The 22,629-nt window shown below is 45.2% G+C and carries 22 protein-coding genes and 1 pseudogene; 12 read left to right on the forward strand and 11 right to left on the reverse strand.

The genetic code is table 11. From position 1 onward, the window contains the following. Positions 1 to 308 precede the first annotated feature (308 nt). Together MHI21_RS15790 and msrA are read left to right on the forward strand one after the other, a co-directional pair. On the forward strand, positions 309 to 926 hold the full coding sequence (locus MHI21_RS15790; protein WP_342418488.1) for a TVP38/TMEM64 family protein: 618 nt from the start codon (positions 309 to 311) through the stop codon (positions 924 to 926). 180 nt (positions 927 to 1,106) lie between these two features. Next, a complete protein-coding gene (msrA, locus tag MHI21_RS15795; RefSeq protein ID WP_254325358.1) occupies positions 1,107 to 2,078 on the forward strand; it encodes a peptide-methionine (S)-S-oxide reductase MsrA in 972 nt (323 codons plus the stop codon). Positions 2,079 to 2,182: 104 nt separating this feature from the next. Here msrA and MHI21_RS15800 read toward each other — a convergent pair whose 3' ends face one another. Continuing rightward, the gene (locus MHI21_RS15800; protein ID WP_061829042.1) at positions 2,183 to 2,986 is read right to left on the reverse strand and encodes a lipid II flippase Amj family protein; all 804 of its coding nucleotides are present in this window, start codon (positions 2,984 to 2,986) and stop codon (positions 2,183 to 2,185) included. A 151-nt stretch (positions 2,987 to 3,137) separates the two neighbouring features. Between MHI21_RS15800 and MHI21_RS15805 the strand changes: the two genes are divergently transcribed. Beyond that, the gene (locus tag MHI21_RS15805; RefSeq protein WP_342418489.1) at positions 3,138 to 3,587 is read left to right on the forward strand and encodes a DUF2188 domain-containing protein; all 450 of its coding nucleotides are present in this window, start codon (positions 3,138 to 3,140) and stop codon (positions 3,585 to 3,587) included. Positions 3,588 to 3,653: 66 nt separating this feature from the next. Here the strand turns inward: MHI21_RS15805 and MHI21_RS15810 are convergent, their stop codons facing one another. Beyond that, positions 3,654 to 4,358 (reverse strand): YitT family protein, encoded by a 705-nt coding sequence (locus MHI21_RS15810; protein ID WP_013310869.1) that lies wholly within the window; start codon positions 4,356 to 4,358, stop codon positions 3,654 to 3,656. Between the two features lie 462 nt (positions 4,359 to 4,820). Beyond that, the gene (locus tag MHI21_RS15815; protein ID WP_061829040.1) at positions 4,821 to 5,711 is read right to left on the reverse strand and encodes a DMT family transporter; all 891 of its coding nucleotides are present in this window, start codon (positions 5,709 to 5,711) and stop codon (positions 4,821 to 4,823) included. Between the two features lie 302 nt (positions 5,712 to 6,013). Here MHI21_RS15815 and MHI21_RS15820 point away from each other — a divergent pair, with 302 nt between their 5' ends. From MHI21_RS15820 to MHI21_RS15850, 7 genes and pseudogenes are all read left to right on the forward strand, one after another. Continuing rightward, a complete protein-coding gene (locus MHI21_RS15820) occupies positions 6,014 to 6,415 on the forward strand; it encodes a hypothetical protein (RefSeq protein WP_250239353.1) in 402 nt (133 codons plus the stop codon). 216 nt (positions 6,416 to 6,631) lie between these two features. Next, a pseudogene (locus MHI21_RS15825) lies at positions 6,632 to 8,096 on the forward strand (spore germination protein). 66 nt (positions 8,097 to 8,162) lie between these two features. After that, complete coding sequence (locus tag MHI21_RS15830; protein WP_341163820.1) at positions 8,163 to 8,501, forward strand: GerAB/ArcD/ProY family transporter; 339 nt, start codon at positions 8,163 to 8,165, stop codon at positions 8,499 to 8,501. 161 nt (positions 8,502 to 8,662) lie between these two features. After that, positions 8,663 to 9,178 (forward strand): GerAB/ArcD/ProY family transporter, encoded by a 516-nt coding sequence (locus MHI21_RS15835; protein ID WP_341163821.1) that lies wholly within the window; start codon positions 8,663 to 8,665, stop codon positions 9,176 to 9,178. A gap of 22 nt (positions 9,179 to 9,200) precedes the next feature. Next, the gene (locus MHI21_RS15840; RefSeq protein WP_342418490.1) at positions 9,201 to 9,533 is read left to right on the forward strand and encodes a hypothetical protein; all 333 of its coding nucleotides are present in this window, start codon (positions 9,201 to 9,203) and stop codon (positions 9,531 to 9,533) included. A gap of 89 nt (positions 9,534 to 9,622) precedes the next feature. Then, positions 9,623 to 9,928, forward strand: a complete 306-nt coding sequence (locus MHI21_RS15845) for a hypothetical protein (protein ID WP_341163823.1) — start codon at positions 9,623 to 9,625, stop codon at positions 9,926 to 9,928. Positions 9,929 to 10,054: 126 nt separating this feature from the next. Continuing rightward, on the forward strand, positions 10,055 to 10,246 hold the full coding sequence (locus MHI21_RS15850) for a Ger(x)C family spore germination C-terminal domain-containing protein (protein WP_341163824.1): 192 nt from the start codon (positions 10,055 to 10,057) through the stop codon (positions 10,244 to 10,246). A 14-nt stretch (positions 10,247 to 10,260) separates the two neighbouring features. Here the strand turns inward: MHI21_RS15850 and MHI21_RS15855 are convergent, their stop codons facing one another. Further along, on the reverse strand, positions 10,261 to 12,789 hold the full coding sequence (locus MHI21_RS15855) for a transglycosylase domain-containing protein (RefSeq protein ID WP_342418491.1): 2,529 nt from the start codon (positions 12,787 to 12,789) through the stop codon (positions 10,261 to 10,263). 216 nt (positions 12,790 to 13,005) lie between these two features. Between MHI21_RS15855 and MHI21_RS15860 the strand changes: the two genes are divergently transcribed. Beyond that, positions 13,006 to 14,274, forward strand: coding sequence for a DNA polymerase IV (locus MHI21_RS15860; protein WP_342418492.1), 1,269 nt, complete (start codon positions 13,006 to 13,008; stop codon positions 14,272 to 14,274). Positions 14,275 to 14,428: 154 nt separating this feature from the next. Here MHI21_RS15860 and MHI21_RS15865 read toward each other — a convergent pair whose 3' ends face one another. The 4 genes from MHI21_RS15865 to MHI21_RS15880 form a co-directional block, all read right to left on the reverse strand. Then, positions 14,429 to 14,716 carry a stage VI sporulation protein F gene (locus tag MHI21_RS15865; protein ID WP_342418493.1) on the reverse strand — a complete coding sequence of 96 codons (288 nt, stop codon included), beginning with the start codon at positions 14,714 to 14,716 and terminating at the stop codon, positions 14,429 to 14,431. Between the two features lie 111 nt (positions 14,717 to 14,827). Further along, on the reverse strand, positions 14,828 to 16,876 hold the full coding sequence (recG, locus tag MHI21_RS15870; RefSeq protein WP_342418494.1) for an ATP-dependent DNA helicase RecG: 2,049 nt from the start codon (positions 16,874 to 16,876) through the stop codon (positions 14,828 to 14,830). Position 16,877: 1 nt separating this feature from the next. Next, on the reverse strand, positions 16,878 to 17,747 hold the full coding sequence (locus MHI21_RS15875) for a DegV family protein (protein WP_342418495.1): 870 nt from the start codon (positions 17,745 to 17,747) through the stop codon (positions 16,878 to 16,880). Positions 17,748 to 17,796: 49 nt separating this feature from the next. Next, positions 17,797 to 19,581: a DAK2 domain-containing protein gene (locus tag MHI21_RS15880; RefSeq protein WP_322171427.1), complete on the reverse strand. Its 1,785-nt coding sequence runs from the start codon at positions 19,579 to 19,581 to the stop codon at positions 17,797 to 17,799. A gap of 508 nt (positions 19,582 to 20,089) precedes the next feature. Here MHI21_RS15880 and rpmB point away from each other — a divergent pair. Continuing rightward, positions 20,090 to 20,278 carry a 50S ribosomal protein L28 gene (gene rpmB, locus MHI21_RS15885; RefSeq protein WP_013310881.1) on the forward strand — a complete coding sequence of 63 codons (189 nt, stop codon included), beginning with the start codon at positions 20,090 to 20,092 and terminating at the stop codon, positions 20,276 to 20,278. 224 nt (positions 20,279 to 20,502) lie between these two features. On the opposite strand, the gene spoVM is transcribed toward rpmB, so the two are convergent. The 3 genes from spoVM to rsgA form a co-directional block, all read right to left on the reverse strand. Continuing rightward, a complete protein-coding gene (gene spoVM, locus MHI21_RS15890; protein ID WP_010345573.1) occupies positions 20,503 to 20,583 on the reverse strand; it encodes a stage V sporulation protein SpoVM in 81 nt (26 codons plus the stop codon). Between the two features lie 390 nt (positions 20,584 to 20,973). Continuing rightward, entirely contained in the window at positions 20,974 to 21,642 is a 669-nt protein-coding gene (gene rpe, locus MHI21_RS15895; RefSeq protein WP_342418496.1) for a ribulose-phosphate 3-epimerase, read from the reverse strand. A gap of 4 nt (positions 21,643 to 21,646) precedes the next feature. After that, positions 21,647 to 22,564 (reverse strand): ribosome small subunit-dependent GTPase A, encoded by a 918-nt coding sequence (rsgA, locus tag MHI21_RS15900; RefSeq protein WP_254328364.1) that lies wholly within the window; start codon positions 22,562 to 22,564, stop codon positions 21,647 to 21,649. Between the last annotated feature and the right edge of the window lie 65 nt (positions 22,565 to 22,629).

Consider the following 22,629-nt stretch of genomic DNA (forward strand, 5'->3'; position numbering starts at 1 on the left):
GTTCAGCGCTTTATACTAAAAAAGCGCCATTTCACGGAATCCGGAAACGGCGCTTGACCCAAATTTGGCATCAAAAAAAGACCATTTACCCGGATTCCTAAAATCCTGGCAAAGGTCTCGCTTACAACATTACGTTGCCAATAAAGCCGGGGATTAAAAATCCCGTAATGACGACTTTACTCGTTGAGCTACTCCCCTTTGGGAACTATTCTGTTAGTGGCAGTATAGCACACATTATTGGGAATGTGAACCCTATTTTTTTCTGTATAAGCGATAAGCCGAACAGGGATATTGAAAGAGGTATGTAAATGAAAAAATGGCTACTCGTCGCGGCTTATGTTTCGCTGCTTTGCTTCGCGTTTATCTACAGATATGATTGGCTTGCCTGGGCGGACAAGCAGACCTCCTTTCCAGTTCTGCTACTACTCGCATTTTTATTCGCGCTAATTCCGTTTGTGCCTTACAAGCTGATTATCGCCTCCATTGCTTATGCCGCAGGCCCCTGGCAAGGTGCTCTGATCTGCTGGCTTGGCACTACATTGGCTGCGTTGGTCGTTTTCACTGCAGTACGTACCCTGTTCCGTGACAAAGGACGTGCCTATTTGAAGCGGGTTCCCGCATTGGAGCGCTTCAATCGAGTCATGGAGAGGGAACCTTTTGCTGCTGTTCTGCTGGCTCGCCTGATTCCAGTCATCCCCCAAGCAGCGGTAAATGTATACGCTGGAGTAGCAGGGTTTCCGTTCTGGAGCTTTATCCTAGGTACAGCTATTGGCAAGCTTCCCGCAATTGCGGTGTATGCTTATGCTGGCGGCACCTTTGCAGAACACCCAATCACCGGTTTGCTCATTTTGGTGCTATATACTGCGCTGATGGGCGGCGCCTTTATACTCTACCGAAAAAGGCTTCAACGCGTCAACAGAACATAATGCGATGAGTTTTCCACCGTCTCTGTATGAAGTTTCATTGCGATTTTTGAGGACAGAGCCAATTACACTACGGATTGGTTTCTGACGTTTCGTTGGATTTTGCAAAAATCTCGTATATAATTTAATTGTAAGCTATTTAAATAACAACTAATTAAACATTCTCAGATTGGAGTGACAAATATGAGCACCAACAATCCACACACGGTAGAAAAAGCAACTTTTGCAGGTGGCTGCTTCTGGTGCATGGTTTCCCCTTTTGAGGAATTACCCGGTATTTTGAAGGTTAGATCTGGATACACAGGGGGACATACCGAAAATCCTACCTATGAAGAGGTGTGTTCTGAAACAACGGGACATGTGGAAGCCGTACAGATTACATTTGACCCACAAGTATTCCCGTATGAAAAACTGTTGGAGCTCTTCTGGCAGCAGATTGATCCGACGGATGAAGGTGGACAGTTTCACGATAGAGGTTCATCCTACCAAACGGCTATTTTCTATCATAATGAAGAGCAGCGAATCAAGGCAGAAGCTTCTAAAGAAGCTTTGGCTCAAAGTGGCCGCTTCGACAAGCCGATTGCTACACCGATTCTGCCTGCAGCCACTTTTTATGAAGCAGAAGAATATCATCAGGACTATCATAAGAAGAACCCCGCTCATTACAAACGCTACCGCAAAGGTTCGGGACGTGAAGATTTTATCGAGCAAAATTGGTCCGGCAAGATTGATAAATCCGATCTTAAAGATCGGCTGACGCCTATTCAATACGAAGTAACACAAAAAAACGCGACCGAGCGCCCTTTTCAAAATGAGTTTTGGGATCATGAGGGTGAAGGCATTTACGTGGATATCGTATCAGGAGAGCCCTTGTTCAGTTCATTGGACAAATATGATGCAGGTTGCGGTTGGCCCAGCTTTACCCGTCCGTTGCGCAGCTACAATGTCAAAGAAAAAACCGATCTCAGCCATTTTATGATCCGTACCGAGGTGCGAAGTCGTGAAGCTGACTCCCATTTAGGGCATGTATTCGATGATGGCCCAGGTCCAGATGGTTTGCGTTATTGCATCAATTCTGCCGCGCTCCGCTTTGTGCCTCAAGAAGATTTGGAGCGTGAAGGATACGGAGCATATAAGTCATTATTTGAAAAGTAAGTAGCATAGAATCATTGGGGCTGACCCGCGATCTATCTTTAATTGATGATCACGGGTCAGCCTTTTTTGGGATATGGCAGCACATCATTACGTAAGCTAGCAATTTAACTCATTACCCATCCAAGCCAAATGGCTAGCGGTACTAGCAATAGCTGAGCTAATAAAGTACCTGCCAAACGCGAGATGATCATCCAGCCGTACATGCTGTTCATCCGAGTTAAGGGTAGCTCCCCTCGTAGCGTTTTCTCCGACAAAACCGCCAATCTTGGATCAATTAACAAGGTCAGTAATACCGTTGCGACGCCATTGATTAGACCTGACGACATTGACATGGCTGTACCTTGAGCAGGCCACAGAAATGATGCATATAAAGCAGATACTACTCCGGTTGTATAAATCGCAGTAACGGCTATATTCAGAATAATTAGACGCTTGGGTATCGCTCCACTAATCAGTGAAGTAAGCATTGACCAGGTGGGGCGCTTTATGTAGTAGCCTGCATGCTTCCAGCGACTTCGCAGCATTAAATGACGCACCAAAGCCGGAATAGATCCGGTATGCTCCAAATGCACAATCCATCTGGCTGACATGCGTACCACTGTTGGATACAGTAATATAGCAAGCATAGTTCCAACGGTTGCTGCCAGCAGTACCCCATGCATATATAGTTCCAATCTAATATCCGTTCCGCCCACTTGTGCTGCAGCCTTAGCCTGATCGACCATCCCCCCGAGCAAAGGCCCCTGCGCCATGTTAGAGGTGCGTGAAACCAACAGCAGCATTCCCGCAACGGTTAACGCCAATCCAATCCGACGCGCTCGCAAACCACCAAGCCGGAGAGCATAGGACAAGCTATCTGTAGTATGAATGATGATAGTCAGCAAAAAAACAAAACCCCAGGCAAGCAAATGCTTCACTCCTTTTCCTCGTATTCTGCACACCATTATACGCTTTTTTTCAAGATACATTTTACAATATATTCATTTCTTTGATTTCCGTTTGTTTAAGCCGACAACGGGTAATACATAATACATCATCCGCTATAAGGAGTGTGCAACTATGCCTTGGAACAAACATGATTACCCTCCATCCATGAAAAACCTGGAACCTCGGGTGCGAGAAAAAGCCGTTGATATTGCTAACGCTCTACTCCGTGACGGCTATGAAGAAGGACGCTCGATTGCGATTGCCACTTCCCAAGCCGAGGAATGGAACGATAATCATCCAGCCGAGCAAGATGAGAAACCTAAAAAACATGAAAAACAGCATTCAAGCGAAAATGTACACGACCATCATTCCGCTTCTTCCGATGAGAAGGAACCCATTCATGTAGTGCCGTACGAGGATCGCTGGGCAATCAAAGAAGCGGGACACAACCAGCCCATTTCAACCTTTAAACACAAAAATGAGGCGATTGATGAGGCTCAAAGTTTTGTAGAACGCCAACAGATTTCTGCAATTATTCATGACCGGAATGGACGCATTCATTCAACTTTAAAGCCTTCCTGATAGAAGCTGAATACAGCGAAAGGGTGTTACGTAAGAAGATTTCTCTCCTGACGTAACACCCTTTCCTTATTGACGAAGGCTGTGGACGACCGGCACTGTTTTGGCAACCACCTTTTTAGCGGGAATAGCCGCTGGCAGTACCTTTTTCACAGGTCGGTGCAGTTGGAACGTGGTCGTCCATGTAATTATTTTTCCGGCAAGCCACACAGCCAGTATTGTAAACATTGTTTCCTTCATAGGCAGATACAACAATGATAATCCCAGTACGATGATGTCACTGACAATAAACACGTTGCCGATTTTCCACCCGCGCCACTCACTGATCAGCAGAGATAGGATATCATCGCCCCCGGTTGCTCCACCGAATCGCAGTACGATTCCGGCTCCCAAACCTGTAAGCACCCCACAAAGTAGAGCAGCTATCAGCAGATTTCCATGTAGATCTATAACCAGAGTCGAATACTTCTCAAATCCTGCATAAAACAGTGAAAAAGCGACGGCTCCGATTAACGCAAGCAGCATAAATCTTCTGCCCTTCAGTACCCATGCCAGCAATATGACGGGAATATCAAGCAACAACATACTCCATGCTGGAGATATGCCAAATGCGTAATGTCCCAGCAGGGCCAAGCCTGCAAAGCCGCCTTCTGACAAATGATTTTGAGCATTAATGTGATAGTACGTAAAAGCTAAAATGCATGTTCCGAGCAACATGACAGCAATCTGTCTCAATGCTCCATTGTTCACGATAGATTCGTAAGTTTTCCTCATACAGGCTCCCTCGGTTTCTCGTAAGTTTGATGTGGATGAACCCACTCTTACGGAAGCTACCGGGTAAGATGTGCCTGGAGGACTTGGTCCTTCGCATGTACAATCCCCTCTTCCGCAGAGTTGGCTTTCGCAACTTGACGTTACTCCGCGGAAAAGCTAAGTATAAGACAGATCAAATCGTTTCCAAATCGTCCTTTGGGGAAGTATCCTTCGGGGACACATGGTATCCTGATCCTTTCTTTTGTGGAATAAAACTCCGACATTTCTGTGGTGCATATAATTCTATAATTTATTATACCACACCTTGTCACCTGCTAAACAGCTTGCTTTTTTGCTGCACCATATTTTATTTTATGTGTGAGCATGCTTTATTGTATGTGCGAATTAACGCATTATACCGAAGGTTTGGCGAATGCACATTTAATATAATAACCAAAGCGTATTTTATTTCTGTTTAGATTATTATCCACTTAATTTGGCGGTTCTACGCTGGTTGGCCATAAACACGCCTCCAAGTATAAGGACCAGCCCGGTCAGAACGTTCCAGCCGATATGTTCATTCAGGAGCAAAAAGCCCCATACAATGGCGCTTACTGGTACAAAATACGTCACCGAAGAAGCAAATTCCGCACTCCCCCGCAAAATCATGTAGTTGAACAAAATATATGCTACTCCTGATCCCAAAACTCCCAGTCCTATAAGAGAACCCAATACACCTGGATCAGAAACAATCGACAAATCAGGTCTCTCCACAATTGCCATCATAATACCACCCCCTACCGCCGCACCAAACAGTGTCGCAAAGGTAGCCTGATACATGGAAAGATTGGATAGAAAACGTTTGGAGAGCTGTGTTCCAAATCCATAGCAGAGAGTCGCAAGCAGCATACACCCAAAACCCACAGGGTCAACAGAAATAATAGATGCAGGATTAATACCCAATAAAATAATAATTCCTACAAAAGCGAGCCCCATTCCTAACCACTGCATCCGATGAAAAATAGCCCCGAAAAAAACAAGCCCCACCAACATGGTCCATATTGGCGTGGTGGCATTCAATACAGAAGCCATGCTGCTAGCTATTTTGGTCTCGCTAAAACCGATCAATGTCCATGGCAAAACCATGTTGACCAAAGCTACCAGAGTAACCGATTTCCACGGAATGCTTTTAATTTTAAACGGCCTGCGCATAAGTAGCATTAATAAGACGATAAAAATAAGTCCAAAGCTGGATCTAAGAAATACAATAGTCCACGGTCCTACTTGATGTAGCAACAACACCTTGATAAACATAAACGAACCGCCCCAAATGAGGCTCAACAATAATAAAGCTGCATATAACGAACGTGACAATATGTATACCTTCTTTCTCCACTTTCTTAAGTTAAATAGTAGAGGCTGACCGCAGTCAGAACGATCTCCCCTTTTATGTAAGTTTTTATCCATTAGCTTAACATAAACTCTGCTTGACTGTCATTGGCGATAAACGCAAGAATTCTTTACACAATGGCACATGGGTATCGCTCTTTACCACTTTTCCAATAATTGAGGATTGCTTTAGCCTTGGAAAAATACCTATGATGAGGTATAAACAGAACACACGTTCTATATAATGATTATATATTGTATTCTTACTCGGAGTAAAGGAGATTTTTATGCCAAGCCAAAAGACACTGAACCACAAGAATAAAGCTCCTTTGCCTTCTGAAGAAGACGCAGGGCTAGTCAAGATCTGTGTACTTCTAACTCTTGTGCTGGATGTGCTGGAACGAGACATTCGTATTATACATACCTCCCCTCTAAAAATGCCTGATTTGTATGTTCGTAGCCTGACTGGAGTACAACAGCGTGTAGCTGTTCAATTAGCAGAGACAAAGACGCGAATGAAAACACTAGGGGTTAAAATATACAGCGAAATCCGAAATCATGAAGGCGTAGAGGTTTTGTATATATGCCGCGGCTATCAAAGACGATTTTTCATGCTTTCATCCTTTGCCCGCAGCGAGGTCCGGCGGAAACTGGGACACTATCTAGGAATTGATCCGACGCAAGATTAAGCCCCCTTGTAATCTAGTCTCTAGTTCTTGCACGATTACATTTCATTCCTTGCAAGATAACCAACCCATTTCCCATTTTCAACCTAAATTCTAGTATAAAACTATTGCATTACGCAAAGTGAAGGTGATTCAAGAATGGATAAGTCACCAGATCATGGATAAATTCAATCCAGATGGCACACATTATGCCTATCTCATCCAAAAAGGAGGGCTCTCTTGGCTGGACATGACGCAGCTTCCGTTGAATTAAACAGAAATGTTTCCTTTATTGAGCAAGCCCTTTTTTTATACGGATGATTTAAAAAAACAGGCAATTTCCGTTGACGGCAAAGACGGTTGCTGCTCTATATTGATTCGCTCGTAGATCAGGAGATGATTCAAACTCATATCCTGAGTGCCTTATATGAGAAAATCGATGCAGTCTCTCATCAAATGTTCACCACCTTAAGCAGTCAAAAAGACACCGACCTTCAAAATGCTGCTGATTCGCTTATTCAGGGATATTGCATTTTTATGATAAATGGGGCGGAAGAATTTTTTATCCTTTCTTCCGAAAAGACATATACTCGCAGTACGGACGAACCAGAAAACGAAGGGGTTATTCGCGGACCGCACAATGGATTCATTGAGCAGTTATCCATCAATCTGAATCTGATTCGTAAACAAATTGTCACACCGTCGCTGGTTGTACGCTACTTTTATGTAGGATCTAAAACCCGGACTAAAATCGCTATTGTCTATGTTCAAGACTTAGCTAATCCTGAGCTAGTGGAAGCAGTGAAAACGAGAATTAAAGCGATCTCCTCCGATATGGTGCTCCCCCCCGGTTTTATTCAAGAGTTTATTGAGGACAACCCTTTTTCCCTCTTCCCTCAACAGCTCAGCACGGAACGACCGGATCGTGTGACCGCCAATCTAATGGAGGGACGGATAGCGATTTTGGCTGAAGGTAGCCCTACTGCTCTAATAGCTCCCGTCTCTTTTTTTGCATTTTACCAAAGTCCAGATGATTATCACGGCCGTTGGATTATTAGTTCATTTCTAAGAACGATTCGAATGATGAGCTTTTTGATCGCTTTTACGCTGCCTGCCATTTACATTGCGACGATTGCTTTTCATCCAGCTATTTTGCCACTAGAGTTGGCGCATACCATTAAAAAATCACTGGAAAATGTTCCATTCCCAGCGATTGTGGAGGCTATGCTGCTTGAATTGATCTTTGAGGTGCTACGAGAAGCCGGGGTTCGTCTACCCAGTCGGGTTGGCCAAACTATTGGAATCGTTGGTGGTCTCGTCATCGGAGATGCTATCGTTCGGGCTGGTCTCGTGTCGTAATACGATGATCATCGTCGTCTCGTTAACAGCCATTTCTTCTTTTTTAGTGCCTTCTCATGAAATGAGCTCAGCGGTTCGTATCCTTCGTTTTCCGATGATGATTGCTGCAGCCTTGTTTGGATACATTGGCATTGCTTTCGGTTTACTTTTTCTTACTATCCACCTTTGCAAGCTGGAGACCTTTGGTACGCCCTACTTTGCTCCTCTTGCACCATTCCGGCTCGGTGATATGAAAGATGTTTTTATCCGCCTTCCGATTTGGACATTTCATCAGCGACCATATGATTCCCAAGCCCAAAAATTGAAGCAGCAGAACGACTCTAGGAGCTGGAAACGACGTGAATAAAGAAAGTACCATTGCATCGGGTCAATTTTTTTTCTCATCATCAAGTTTGAGATTGGCGTAGACATTTTGTCACTTCCTTATCCGATGCACCTTTCAGCTAAAGGAGGGGGTTGGATATCTGTCATTATTGGCGGCCTTTTGATTCAACTCATTATTTTGATGTGCTGGCTTCTGCTAAGACGTTTTCCCTCCTCTTCGATTTATCAAATATTAACCCAAATTACTGGTTGCTGGATTGGAAAAGCATTGACTGTAGCTTACATTGCTTACTATCTGCTTATGGGTACCTCCGTTCTTGTGAACGCATATGACGTCATCAATCGCTGGATGCTGCAATATACTCCCCGTTGGGCTATACTTCCCTGTTTTTGTTCAGTAGCATATATCTGGTTCGCGAAAATTTAAGAACAATTGCTCGAGTGCTTGTTTTAATTTCATTTCTGATTTTTCCCATGATGCTATTAATTAGCTATGGTATAAAGCAGTCCACCCCGCTTTATCTGCTACCTCTGACTTAGGCGGGATGGCCCCGTATTATTGTCGGTTCAAAAGAAACGCTCCTAGCTATGTTTGGTTTTGAGTTCATTCTTGTCGTCTTTCCCATGGTTGAGGGCAAAAGTATAGGCAAGCTCAAGTCAATTTTGGCAGCTAACGCGATCGTGGTACTATTGTATTGTTTTACTGTATTTACCTGTACAACCGTATTCAGCCCCCAACAGCTTGAATTAATGCCGGAGCCAGTCATTTATTTGCTCAGATCCATTCCACTGGGAACGATGGATCGGGTCGATTTTATTTTTCTGCCAATTTGGCTCATTTCGATCTTTGGCGCTATAAGTGGTTATTATTATGCGGCGTCTTACGGAATAAGCTATCTATTCAAGCAAAAGAGCCATAAAAAGGCGGTTCCCTTTGTTGTGCTCGCCTCATGTTGTATTGCCTATTTGCCTCAACGAAGAGAAGATTTCGAGCTTATTGGTTCCATAGCCAATAATTCTGCTTATATTTTCCTAATTGTATTCCCTTTTCTGCTGCTGATCCTATCCTATCTCTTCAAAAAAAAGGAGGGACCTGAAACATGAAAAAAAGAGCAGAGCGCTTGGAATGCTAACTCTACTCATTTTTATAACAGGCTGCTGGGATCAGGACAATTTGAAGGATGCCCGATTGGCAAATGCATCGGCTTATGATCTCACTTCTGAAGGTATGTTGTTGCAAACGCTAGAAGTTGTAGACGATTCTCAAAGCAATCAAGGTAAAAGCACCAATGAAATTCACTCAGGCACCGGCCATTCCGTTCGACAAAGTACAGACAAAATCCGAGCCAAAGTAACCGGGGATATCCGCCTTTTCAAATATGGAGTTATTCTGTATGGTACAAGCTTGGCCCGAAAAGATCTATATCCCTATCTGGATGTGCTGTATCGTGAGCATTAGCTGGAGAAATAATAGATCAAAAAGGCATAGGTAACCTCTTAATTGGCGAATTTATAACCAAAAAAATCAGAAGCCTTGAGGAAATGTGTATGTTCCCGGAAATGACACTGGAGACACTGCTCCCCCCAATGCTTGATCCGGGTCAAGATTTTGTGCTTCCCTATCTTTCCAAAGAAGGAGAAGATATTACAGCACGTGGAATTGCCTTATTTCACGGACAAAAATTCACAGGAAGCCTAAGTAATGAGCAAGGTGTGTTATATGTCCTGATGACTGGAAAGTGGAAAAATACAGCTCGCTTTGTAAAAAGGATACATCCAGGATCTGTCGGTGATTGCAAAACTTTATTACGTATCAGGCTAACATTCAGAATATCAAACGTAGCCTTAAAGTGAAAGTTCAGCGCGATGGACAAATTGATGTGGAGCTTAACCTGAAATTGCCTGTCGATATTATATGCACGAAATCATCTTCAAGATAAAGCTAACGTACGGCGTCTAAACCGTCAACTTTCCGAAATCATGACCCAGGATGCGGAACAAATTATCCGTACACTTCAGGAAAATGGATGTGATGCCTTTGGCGTAGGCAGACAGTTGATCGCTCATCATCCAGCAGTATGGAAAAGTGTAGATTGGAATAAAGAATATCCCAATGTCCGTTTTCATCAGCAGGTCACTGTAGACATTGTCGGGAACGGCATTTTAAACTAAGCCGTTCCTGTCGTTTAGTTTTTGGGTTGATCAGATATTATTTCTGGATAAATAACTTCATCAGATTGGGTTTTTGGAGTCTCCTCACTCTGGCTTTCCGATTCAGAAGGAGTCCCCTGTTCGTTTTCAACAGAAGGTTGCGAAGTATCTGTTGATGGCACATCGTTATTCTCATCAGGCATTTCTATCTCTGTGTCTGCGTCAGGAACGGGAGGATCCGTTTCCTCTGGTGGAATTTTCTCTTGATCTATTGCAGGTACCTCAACCTCTGGGACTTCTTTTTCCTTGATATCTGGTTTGGACGGGACCACTGGTCTAGCAGAACGCGGAAGTCGTTCTCTTCCAACTTCAGTAGGCACATACTTTTGATTAAACCAGTCAGTCACAAGTTGACCCGATTGACGGGAATAACGCCCTGGCAGCTTACCTGTAAGGCTAGAAACCGTAACTCTTACAACACCTTCCGGCCGTATAAAGTGCTTATTCTTAAAAAGTTCAGGCTGGTCCTTGACCGCCTCATTCATGATCAGTGCCCACACTGACTGTGCTCTGGAATGGCCTTCTTGAGATAATGTATTAACCTGTTGGCGATAACCAGCCCAGACGCCTAGTGTAACGTCAGGTGTGTACCCCATAAACCACACATCACCAAAGTTTTGTGTTGTACCGGTTTTACCGGCGATATCAATGGCACCGTAGCTTTTAAAAGCATTTTGCAGGCGTTTACCAGTTCCCCTCGGATCTGATATAACAGTTTTAAGCATATCCGTCATCAAAAATGCGGTTTGCTGCGAATATACACGCTTCGTCTGCGGTTTAAATTCATATATGATCTTCCCGTTGGCATCCGTAATTTTGCTAATCAGATGAGGTGCATTATATACACCCATATTGGGAATCGTTCCATATGCTGCGGTCAGTTCCTCGACGGATACCCCTTTGCTTAGTCCACCCAGAACCCCTGTCTGAGCATGTTCATCCTGCGGCTGAATCGTCGTAATTCCAAGAGAACGAACAAAATTCCAAGCGTTTGGAATTTTAACTTCATATAAGAACAGCCTCAGTGCAGGGATATTGATTGACCGATTGAGTGCTTCACGGGCTGTCATAAGCCCCTCGTACCGTCTGTTATAATTTTTAGGAATATGATAACCTTTACGCCCGTCTTTCAATATGATTTGTGAATCATCAATAAGACCGGCTGGCTGAGTGTAGCCCTTTTCCAAAGCAGGTAAATAAGCAGCAATAGGCTTCATGGCAGAACCGGGCTGACGTGTCATTTGAGTTGCATAGTTCATTTGCTCGGTATTAAAATCCCTGCCCTCGATCATACCGAGTATAGCCCCTGTTTTATGATCAATCATGATTGCTGCAATCTGCTCTAATCCCTTCTTCTTACTGTATGGAGAAAAGTTTTGTGGATTGGCTGCAATCTGCCGCATATTGTTATAAATTTTCTTATTTATCGTTGTATAAATTCGATATCCGGACCGTTGCAACTCTTCTCGCGTATTTTGAAGAAGCTCGGCATGCTCAGGCTTGGAAATCTCGGATGCCGTGATATCCGGATTTTGCTGGAGCGCTAACAATTGGGCGGCTTCCCGCTCTGTCTCCAGCATTAAATAAGGGAATGTGTTATAACTTTTTTCGCGATGTGGCGCAAGAGTGGCTTTCACATCAAATTGAAGCGCCTCGTTATATTCGGATAGCGTAAGTTTACCTGTTGCCAGCATTCTTCCCAACACGACACGTTGGCGCTCCATCGCTTTATTGAAGCCTTCTTCATCAAAGTTCCCTTTACCATCAAAAGCGGAATAAACAGATGGCAGTTGGGGAAGACCTGCCAAATAAGCCGCCTGAGCAATATGAAGCTTATGTAGATCACTTACATTGAAAATCCCTAACGAAGCAGACTTGATTCCATATAAATTGTAACCAGCGGAACCATTACCAAAGGGCATTTTGTTTAAGTAAGCCGTTAATATTTTATCCTTACCCATAAAACGCTCCATACGCAATGCCAGCAGCATTTCCTTCACCTTGCGACTGTCCGTCTTATCCAGACTGAGAAAAACCCTTCGGGCTACCTGCTGCGTCAGTGTGCTGCCGCCTGTTTGGCGGTTTTCATTCAAAAGCTTCTGCTTAACAGCACGAGCTGTTCCCTTTAAATCCACACCACGATGCTCATAAAATTGGCTGTCTTCCGTTGAAATGAGGGCGTCCACAATAGACTGAGGGACATCCTTCAGATCAACGAGCTGTCGATCCTCCTCCATGCGCATTCTTCCAACCGGAGTTACCTGATCGTTAAAAAATACAAAGCTGGTCAGAGCGTTCTCATTTACCTTTTCATATATCAACTGACGTGATCGTACAGGTTCATCATGAACCAGTGCCGCTACATAACCGGATATAAGACCTCCAGCAAATAGCACTCCAAGTACACCCGCAAACGAGAACCACTTGATATTAATCAGCAAAACTCTGCCAAAAATACGCCACCTACTGCGTTTTTGAGATGATGGTCGACGTTTTGGGTTCATAAAAATGGTTTTCTCCCCTCAATATTCATTCATTTCCACTTGTTTTTGCTCAAGATATTATGATACGCCATGTTAGGTTTTCCGTAAACTGTAACGTTCCAAAAAATACATTTGTATTAGGAACACTTGTTCTGTATATAATACTACTATAAGAGTATACATTCAAGAATATTTTGGAAGGATGATCCACACATATCAGGAAAGGAGGTCGTATTTTTGGAGGAACGCAGAAATAGAACCATATTCTTATCGGACTGCCAAAGTTTTTATACTAGCATCGAAAAAGCAGATGATCCTAAATACCAACATAAGCCACTCGTTGTGGCCGGTGACCCTGCACTTCGTTCAGGCATTATTTTAGCTGCGTGTCCGCTGGCCAAAAAATACGGTATATCTACAGCAGAACGTCTGGGAGAAGCGGTGAAAAAATGTCCTGACCTTATCATTGTACGTCCGCGTATGCAGCATTATATCGATGTCTCATTAAAAATAACAGAAATTTATAATGAATATACGGATTTGGTTGAAGTTTTCAGCATTGATGAACAGTTTCTGGATATGAGCGGAAGCCTCTCCCTGTTCGGGGATCCGGTGAGTATTGCAAGTGAAATTCAGCAAAAGGTACTGGCACAAACAGGAGTATGGATTCGAATTGGTATCGGCTCCAACAAAATGCTGGCTAAAACCGCAACAGATATATGGGCTAAAAAAAATGACAGTGGCATTTTCTTGTTGCCTGCATCCGATATTGCAGCGTTGCTATGGCCCCAGCCAGTACGTCTTATGTTCGGCATCGGTTCACGAATGGAACGGCATTTGGAGAAGCTTGGACTACACACCATTGGAGATATCGCACGTACTCCCTTACCTCGGCTACAGGACAAATTCCGGTCTCATTTCGGTAAGCAGTCCGATATTCAGGCAGAGGTAATATGGCGAACTGCTAACGGGATCGATCACAGCCCGGTCAAGCCGGAAACATTTAATACACCTCCCAAATCCATCGGTCATATGATGACTCTTCCTCGAGACTATCTCCAGCCTGCGGAAGTGGAAACCATCCTGCTTGAACTAACAGAGGAGGTGTGTCGGGACGCCCGCCGCAAAGGATATATGGGCTCGGTTGTGACTGTTCATTGTATATGCAGTCCCTACGAGGCACCAACCGGATTCTCCCGACAAATGAAGATACCCGATCCTACAAACCATACCCAAAAGGTATATGAAACCGTTAAAAAAATCTTTTATACTTTTTGGAATCATATGCCTGTGAAGCGCGCAGGAGTTACTTTAAGCGGATTGGTGGATGATCAACTGTATCAACTGGATTTTTTTGAGGATCAGGAGCGATCCCGTGCTTTGGAAAAGGTGACGGACACTTTAAAGGATCGGTACGGTCAGTCCATCATCATGCGCGCGTCGTCGTTAACAGATGCCGGGCAGGCTATAGAACGGTCTATCAAAATTGGCGGTCATTACAAATAAAAAATCTCATGATAAGCTCACACTAGCTATTGCCCGGGGAATGAACTAACTAAAACAAACCAAAAAGGATCGCCTGATATCAGGCAATCCTTTTTTTATCTGTGCTTCACAAAAAAACATGGAGAGCGCTTCGAAGCACCTCTTCAAATAGCAATCAACGGAACATTCCCCACAGCTTGATTAGATGGAATGTATTGGACGGATCAATTTTTTGTGCCAATACGAAGGCGGTCAATTGCTCCTCCTGCGCAGCCGTCAAACGCTCGTTTAAAATAGCAGAAGTAGTCTTCACAAGATAACGCACCTTAGCTTTATTTTGCAGGTCCGCTTTAGTCACACCTTCGATCTGCTGCTTAACCCGATCCTTGAGTGCACGATTTTTCATTTTCAACTTAATCCGCTCCACCAGTTGCGGACTGATTCCATATTGCTGATAGCTCAATGTTGCCACACCTCCCATATCATTCGGTCATTCCCAAATATATGACGGCCAGCCTGTCCATTGTGCCTATCTGTTTAAAACGTTTAGAACAACCTCATGATTCATGGTGGATTAGTCGATGAGATCTCCCTGGAAAATCTGCTCTTTTTGCAAATAACCGCGCAGTGCTTCATACTGCGGAGATGTCCAAAAGGACGCATCCTTGATCAGATCAGTTGCATCCTCACGCGCCTTTTCCAGCACCTCAAAATCCGCTACCATATCTGCTAAACGAAACTCGGGTAGCCCACTCTGCTTGGTGCCAAAAAAGTCACCCGGCCCTCTCAAATCCAGATCGCGTCTAGCCACCTCAAAACCATCGTCCGTATCGGTCATAACCTTCATCCGCTCCTGACCAACCTCCGACTTAGGATCAGCGATCAGTACACAATACGAGGCATGTGCTCCCCGTCCGACACGTCCACGTAATTGATGTAACTGGGACAGCCCAAAACGATCCGCATCCATAATGATCATTAGCGTCGCATTGGGGACGTCTACCCCCACCTCCACAACCGTCGTTGAAACGAGCAACTGAACCTCATTCGCATAGAAAGAACGCATAACTTCTTCCTTTTCTGCGGGAGTCATTCGTCCATGTAATAGCCCAACGCGGTAATGTGGAAAAGCCTGTTGCATTTGAATATGCAAATCAATGGCATTCTGTACGTCCAGCTTCTCCGACTCTTCAATCAACGGGCAAATCAGATAAGCCTGCCGTCCCTGATCTACCTCGCGGGAAATAAAACCAAGTACCCGATCCATCAGTTCGTGCTTCACCCAATAGGTGGAAATTGGAATACGCCCCTTCGGCCGCTCTGACAACGTAGAAACATCCATATCGCCAAACGCAGTGATGGCCAGCGTACGAGGGATCGGTGTGGCCGTCATCGTCAGCACATCGGGATTATAGCCTTTGCGACGCAGTACACTACGTTGGTTCACTCCGAATCTATGCTGCTCATCCGTTACAACAAGCCCAAGCTGGCGAAAATATACATCTTCCTGAATGAGAGCATGGGTGCCTACTACAATGTCCAGCAGACCCATTTGGAGAGCAGCTAGCAGCTCCTTACGCTTCTTCCCGGTTGTACTCCCAGTCAGTAGGCCCACACTGATTCCAAAGGGCTCAAACAGCTTGTGAAGCGACCGCATATGCTGCTCGGCCAATATTTCGGTTGGCACCATCAGCGCTCCCTGAAAACCAGAACGTACTGTGGCAAATAAACCGATGGCAGCAACAACTGTTTTACCTGACCCAACATCTCCCTGAAGCAGACGGTTCATACAATAAGGTGAGCGTAGATCGTGCAGTATTTCAAGCTCTACCTTCTTCTGTGCATCCGTTAATTCAAAAGGCAAAGCCCTTACAAATTCACGAATCGTGGTGTTATCCACCGTATGTACCACACCGTCCGCTCGACCACGATTTAGCGCCCGGAATGCCTGCATTTTCAGCTGAAATAAAAATAGCTCCTCATACACCATCCGCCGACGAGCCTCTTGCCCCTCGCGGTTGTCCTGAGGCTGGTGTATACCCGCGATAGCCTGCTTGCGCGGCATCATACTATATTTGCGTACAAGCAACTCAGGCAATATTTCGGGGATCATTTCGCCAAACTGCTGGAGCGTCTGATTCATCGTTTTTCGCATCCAGCTTTGCGTAATCTTGCCGCCTATAGAGTACACCGGTTGAAGCGTCCCCGAGCGGGCTACTCCTTTATCAGGAAACTCAGAATCTGCAACAGTCATCTGCATACGTTTGAGGTCCCATTTACCAGTCACCACAATTTCACGACCAGAGGTTAGCTGCTCCTTCATGAAATGCCGATTAAACCATGTCGCGGTAAACATCCAATCCTCGGCCATCAATTTACAAGTCAACCTTGATTTGCGCCCGTAACGCTGAAGCACCGGAATGCCCATAATTTTGGCCTGTACCGTAATCTTATCTCCGTCCTTCACTTCGCTTAGCGAGCGCAGTCGGTAATCTTCATACCGAAACGGGTAATATTCCAGCATGTCCTGTATGTTAGAAATGCCAAAAGCGTGAAGCTCTCCCTCTTTGAGAGCACTCACGCCATGTATTTGTTTTAAAGGTATTTGATCCAATTGCAGCATATTACCTCTCATCTCCGGCCGGCCACACAAAAATGCCAATCGTTCCTGGCCCTACATGGGTCCCAATCACAGCGCCAAGTTCAGTATATATTCGATCCCCCAGCTCAAAATGCTCTGCCAGCTGAGCCACGAACGCTTCTGCCGCTGAGCGATCTGCCGTATGACCCACAGCAATATTAATTTTTTGGCCTTTTAAATCCCGCTCCAGTAGTTCAATAATTCGTGCTGTCGCTTTTTTATGCCCTCTCGCCTTATCAACCGAATAAATAATGCCTTCTTTGTCAATCGAAAGAATCGGCTTAATGTTAAGCAACGTACCAACCAATGCCGCTGCCTTGCCAATACGTCCGCCTTTTTGTAAGTATTCCAGGGTATCCACCAGGAAATACAAACAACGGCGCTCCCCACGACGTTCCACAGCCCGAACAATATCAGCCGGGGAGTGCCCGGCAGCCGCCAGCTCTGCCGCATAAACCACTAGCATGCCGTATCCGTATGAAGCTGATTTGGAATCCATCACAGTCACTCTATGTTCATGCTTCTCCAGCATGGATTTGCCCAGCAGAGCAGACTGATACGTTCCGCTCACACCCGAGGATAAATGGATAGAGATAACCTGGCTCTCGGGGTATTGCTCCAACAGCGTCGTGTATGTCTCCAAAAAACGGGCTGGTGAAGGCTGTGACGTCGTAGGCAGCTCATCAGCCCGTACTAGTTCGCTGTAAAACTGCGACGCTGACATCTCAATGCCGTCCAGGTAAGCTGTGCTGCCGAACATCACTGTCAAGGGTACAACAACTATACCGAGACGGTCTGCTAATTCTTGTGGAATATCAGCCGTGCTATCCGTCAAAATGATAGTACTGCTCATCAGTCAGACCTCCTTTTGTTGTGGACTTCCATGGGCGTGCTAAAGCACATCAGGTTTCCACTGAGAACAAATAAGGATAAATTGGCTGACCACCTTCATGAACTTCCACTTCAGCATCCGCATAATTTTCTTCAAGCCATGCAACAAGCTGATCTGTGTCTTCTTGATTTGCGTCTGAACCTGTGAGAATCGTAACAATTTCATCGCCATTCACCAGCATTTTCGCTAGCAAAAGACGGGACGTTGCCATTAAGTGTTCCTCGGTCGCTACAATTTTGGAATCCTGAATACCGATGTAGTGCCCGGCTGTAATATGCAGGTCATCAAGCGTCGTATCCCGTACCGCGTAGGTCACTTGCCCAGATTTCACCCGGGTGACTGCGTCACGCATATTGTCCTGATTTACCTCAAAAGCCTCTTCCTCCTGGAAGGCAAATGCTGCCGCAATGCCCTGAGGAATTGTTTTGCTCGGAATAACCGACACCATACGTTCCATCTCTAGCAGTTCACGCGCTTGTTCTGCCGCCAAAATAATATTGGAATTATTCGGAAGAATAAAAATATGTTGAGCCGCAATCGAGCGCGCCGCATTAACGAAGTCCTCTGTGCTCGGATTCATTGTCTGGCCGCCAGAAAGGACAACATCGACGCCTAAACTTCTGAAAATATCAGCAATTCCTTCACCAGAAGCCACAGCTATAAAACCAAAGGATGCCAGTTCATGAGCGGGGGGCTCAGACGGCTCTTCCTCACGTACAGGCTCTGTTGGTATTTCAGCAAACCACTCAGGCTCAGGAGCAACATCCATACCCGCAGACAACAAATCACGATGCTGCTCGCGCATATTTAAAATACGAATCTGTGTAATTTCTCCGTAACGCAGTGCCAAATTCAGCACTTCACCAGGAGCCTTAGAATGCACGTGAACCTTGATGACATCATCGTCTGAAATTACGATAATAGAATCACCATCTACGGATAACGCTTTTCGGAAGGCTTCTTCATCAAAATCGGTACCTTGCGCTTCGCCCAATTGTCGATTAATAAAAAACTCCATATCATACAAAAATTCAATATTATCCGTTTCGAGCTTCGCTTGCGCAGAAATCGGCGCATCTGGAGAAGGAACAACTGCAGTAGCAGTAGGTCTCTCCGATACGTGAGGAGCAAAAACCGGGCGTACATTATCACTTTTTGCAGTTGGAGACGTCACCAAGCCGCTTCCAAGATGTTGCATAAAGCCTTCATAAATATACACAAGGCCTTGCCCACCCGAATCTACAACTCCTACTTGCTTCAGTACAGGGAGCATGTCCTGCGTCATGGCAAGCGTTTCCTTCGCTTTGGCAAGCACTTCTTCCATCAATTCCGTGATGTCGTTCGTCCGGCGCGAGAAAAATACAGCATGCTTGGCCGCTTCCTTCGCCACGGTAAGAATTGTACCCTCCACCGGCTTAACCACCGCCTTGTAGGCCGCATCCACCCCGCTCTGCAATGCCGATGCGAACTGAAGGGTATTCAATTCCTCGTATGGGGCAGCGTAACGGCTGAAGCCACGAAACAACTGTGACAGGATAACCCCTGAATTGCCGCGGGCTCCCATCAGCAAACCTTTGGATAATATGCCGGACATGACACCGATGGAGGAAGAATCCCCCCTCTTTAATTCCGTTACGCCCGCGCTCATCGTCAAATTCATGTTGGTTCCCGTATCACCGTCTGGCACCGGGAATACATTTAGTGAATTGACATGTTCCGCATGCTGCTGTAATTGTTCCGCCCCGGCTAAAACCATTGCGGTAAAATCTGTTCCATTCAAAGAACGATTACTCAAGAGAATTCCCCTTCCTAGCTTTATACACTTGTTTTACTATCAACCTTCACCACACCTTATCCAGCTGTGCCTACGGGTTCAATTAAATTATACTAAAGCCAGACGACGAATACGAATGTCACACTTTCATAAGCTCTTGTACTCACGTCTGGTCGCTCTTCTACAGGTCATATAAAATGAAAAACCAGTCAACTACCCAACATAAATCATCGGCTGGAATGATAACTATAGTCCCGCCTCTGAACCGCCGGCATGACTGGAATAAGAATTCACATTCCATTTAAATACAAAATAATCGCAGCAATAACTATCCCATATTGTACTATAATGCGAAAGAGAAATAAATAAAGTTTTTGAATCAGTTGACGGAGCTTTTTTGACTATGATATTATATTTAAGTATTGTTTTGTTCAGGTTAGTGACTTACAAAGTCCGGCTGACCCAGTCGGCCTGAAGAGAGACCCGTTCCATATGGAATTTGGTTATTTTCAGAATAGGAGGTGGAATCATGTCTCGTAAATGTTCTGTAACAGGCAAAAAGCCTGGCAGCGGTAACCACGTATCTCACGCTAACAACCGTAATCGCCGTACTTGGGGCGTCAACGTACAAAAAGTTCGCATTCTCGTTAACGGTAAGCCGAAACGCGTTTATGTCAGCACTCGTGCATTGAAAGCCGGTAAAGTGACTCGCGTGTAGTCGTAAAAAAATATCGTTATAAACAAAAGGCACCTCGTTTTAAACGGGTGCTTTTTTGGTTATTCGAAAAGTATTATCCATCTGGTTCAGGAAAACAAAATGTCAGGCACCTTCCCGTGCGTTCCAATCTTTTACTACCGAGCTGCCTATCTGTTATGCCCGGGAAGCGTGCCCTGTGTACCTCTAGCTTTCATCCTACATCCTGTGTTTACATTACGTTGAATTCAGTTTTTCTGGAATGTATTCAAAATGGCTTTAACGAATCCACCCAGAAATTTTGGCAGCTTGATTGTGTAAAACTTCATGCCTCACCCTCCCCATCATCCTCCTGCATCCGTTCTCTGTAGTTTATGCAACCTATCAAGGGTTGTTGCCCCACAAAAAAAGGCTACATGAGAATCCCGCTCATGTAACCATATTTATGCACAACTATCCCAGGCTATACCATCAGACAAGTCCGCGAACATAGAGATATGCTGAGAGTATGAAAATAAACAGGATATAATAAAGTACGCTGCACACCACAAAACCTATTCGTAAACCACGCCGTTCATTTTTTCGAAAATAAAACAGTACAATTAGAACAGCCAAAAGTGAAAGAACAGCATTCCAAGGAGCCTTCACTAGCGAGAAACAGCTAAGGGTCAACCCCGTCGCCATGCTCGCTACAGTCATCCACAATGCTTCGGTCAGCTTCACTTGGACAAACGTGCTGCACTGTCCCGAATCGCAGCAATAGCCGCAGCGCGGTCTGTTCTGCCGAATACCGCACTACCAGCCACCAGCACGTCAGCCCCCGCTTCAAATACGGCTGGTGCCGTCTCCTCCGCAATACCTCCGTCTACCTCGATATGTACGTCTGGACGACCCAGTTCGTTCAACCAAGCACGAATTTGTCTAATTTTATTTAACGTCTCTGGAATGAAGGACTGACCTCCAAAGCCAGGATTGACCGTCATTACCAGAATCATATCCACATTTGGCAGCACTTCCTTGATCGCATATGGTGAAGTTCCCGGATTGAGAGCCACTCCAGCCAGAGCGCCTTGCTGCTTGATCAAGTGAAGGACACCATGCAAATGAACACAGGCCTCAGCATGAACAGTGATGATATCGGCTCCTGCTTTTACGAAATCGCCAATATAGCGTTCGGGATGCTCAATCATCAGATGAACATCCAAGGGAAGAGTCGTGTGCGGACGAATAGCCTGAACGATAGGTGGGCCCAGTGTAATATTGGATACAAAATGTCCATCCATTACGTCCACATGAATCCAGTCTGCCCCTCCTGCCTCAGCTTCCGCAACTTCACTGCCCAAGCGAGCAAAATCAGCGGATAAAATCGACGGTGCTATTTTTAACATATACTCAGTACCTCCGCTTTTTTTCTTTTAATTCCTGATAGAACTGCAAATAGCTATCATACCGTCCCTGTGAAATATGTCCTTCTTCCAGGGCCTCTCTTACTTTACAACCAGGCTCGTGAATATGGGTACAACCCCGAAATTTACATCCTTCCGCATACTGCTGGAATTCACGAAAACAGGGAGATAGCTCATCCACACCCAGCTCCAGAAAATCCAGCTGGCTAAACCCCGGTGTATCTGCTACAAATCCTCCGTTGTCTAGAGGAATCAGCTCCACATGACGAGTCGTATGTTTTCCTCGGCCCAGCTTATTGCTTATGGCGCTCGTCTCCAGCGTTAACCCAGGCTCTAGAGCATTAAGCATGGAAGACTTTCCTACACCTGACTGCCCGGAAAACACGCTGATTTGACCAGCCAATAGCTTCTTAAGCTCAGCCGTCCCTTCTCCGGTACGGGCACTGGTTACCAGCACCTCATAACCGATCTTCCGGTACATCTCCTGAACGGCCAGTACGGTGTCATCCTCTGAAGGGCTGCCTTCATACAAATCGCGCTTAGTCAGACAGATAATTGTATCCAGCCCGGCGTGCTCAATATGGACTAAAAATTTGTCCAGTAAAGGCAGGTTTAAATCCGGCTCACGCAAGGAAAACAGCAGCACGGCAAGCGTGGTATTTGCTACCGGAGGACGTATTAGCTCCGTCGTACGCTTTCTAATCTCCTTGACCATACCTTCCCCGTTTTCAGTCAGTTCGTAAACGACCCGATCACCAACAAGAGGCGTAATCTCTTTTTTCTTAAAAATGCCGCGTGCTCTGCATTGTACCGTAGCTTCGCCAGATACCGGACGCCCATCCTGATCCAGGCTGGAGACATAATAATATCCGCTAAGCGCCTTGACGATCAGACCTTCAGGCATGTGTAAGATGTCCTCCTTCATAATGTTCAAGTTTCATTGCGTATAGCAGGTTGAGCATCTTCCTA

Source organism: Paenibacillus sp. FSL H8-0168 (genome assembly GCF_038592955.1).
In the GTDB taxonomy this organism is placed as follows: Bacteria; Bacillota; Bacilli; order Paenibacillales; family Paenibacillaceae; genus Paenibacillus; species Paenibacillus polymyxa_B.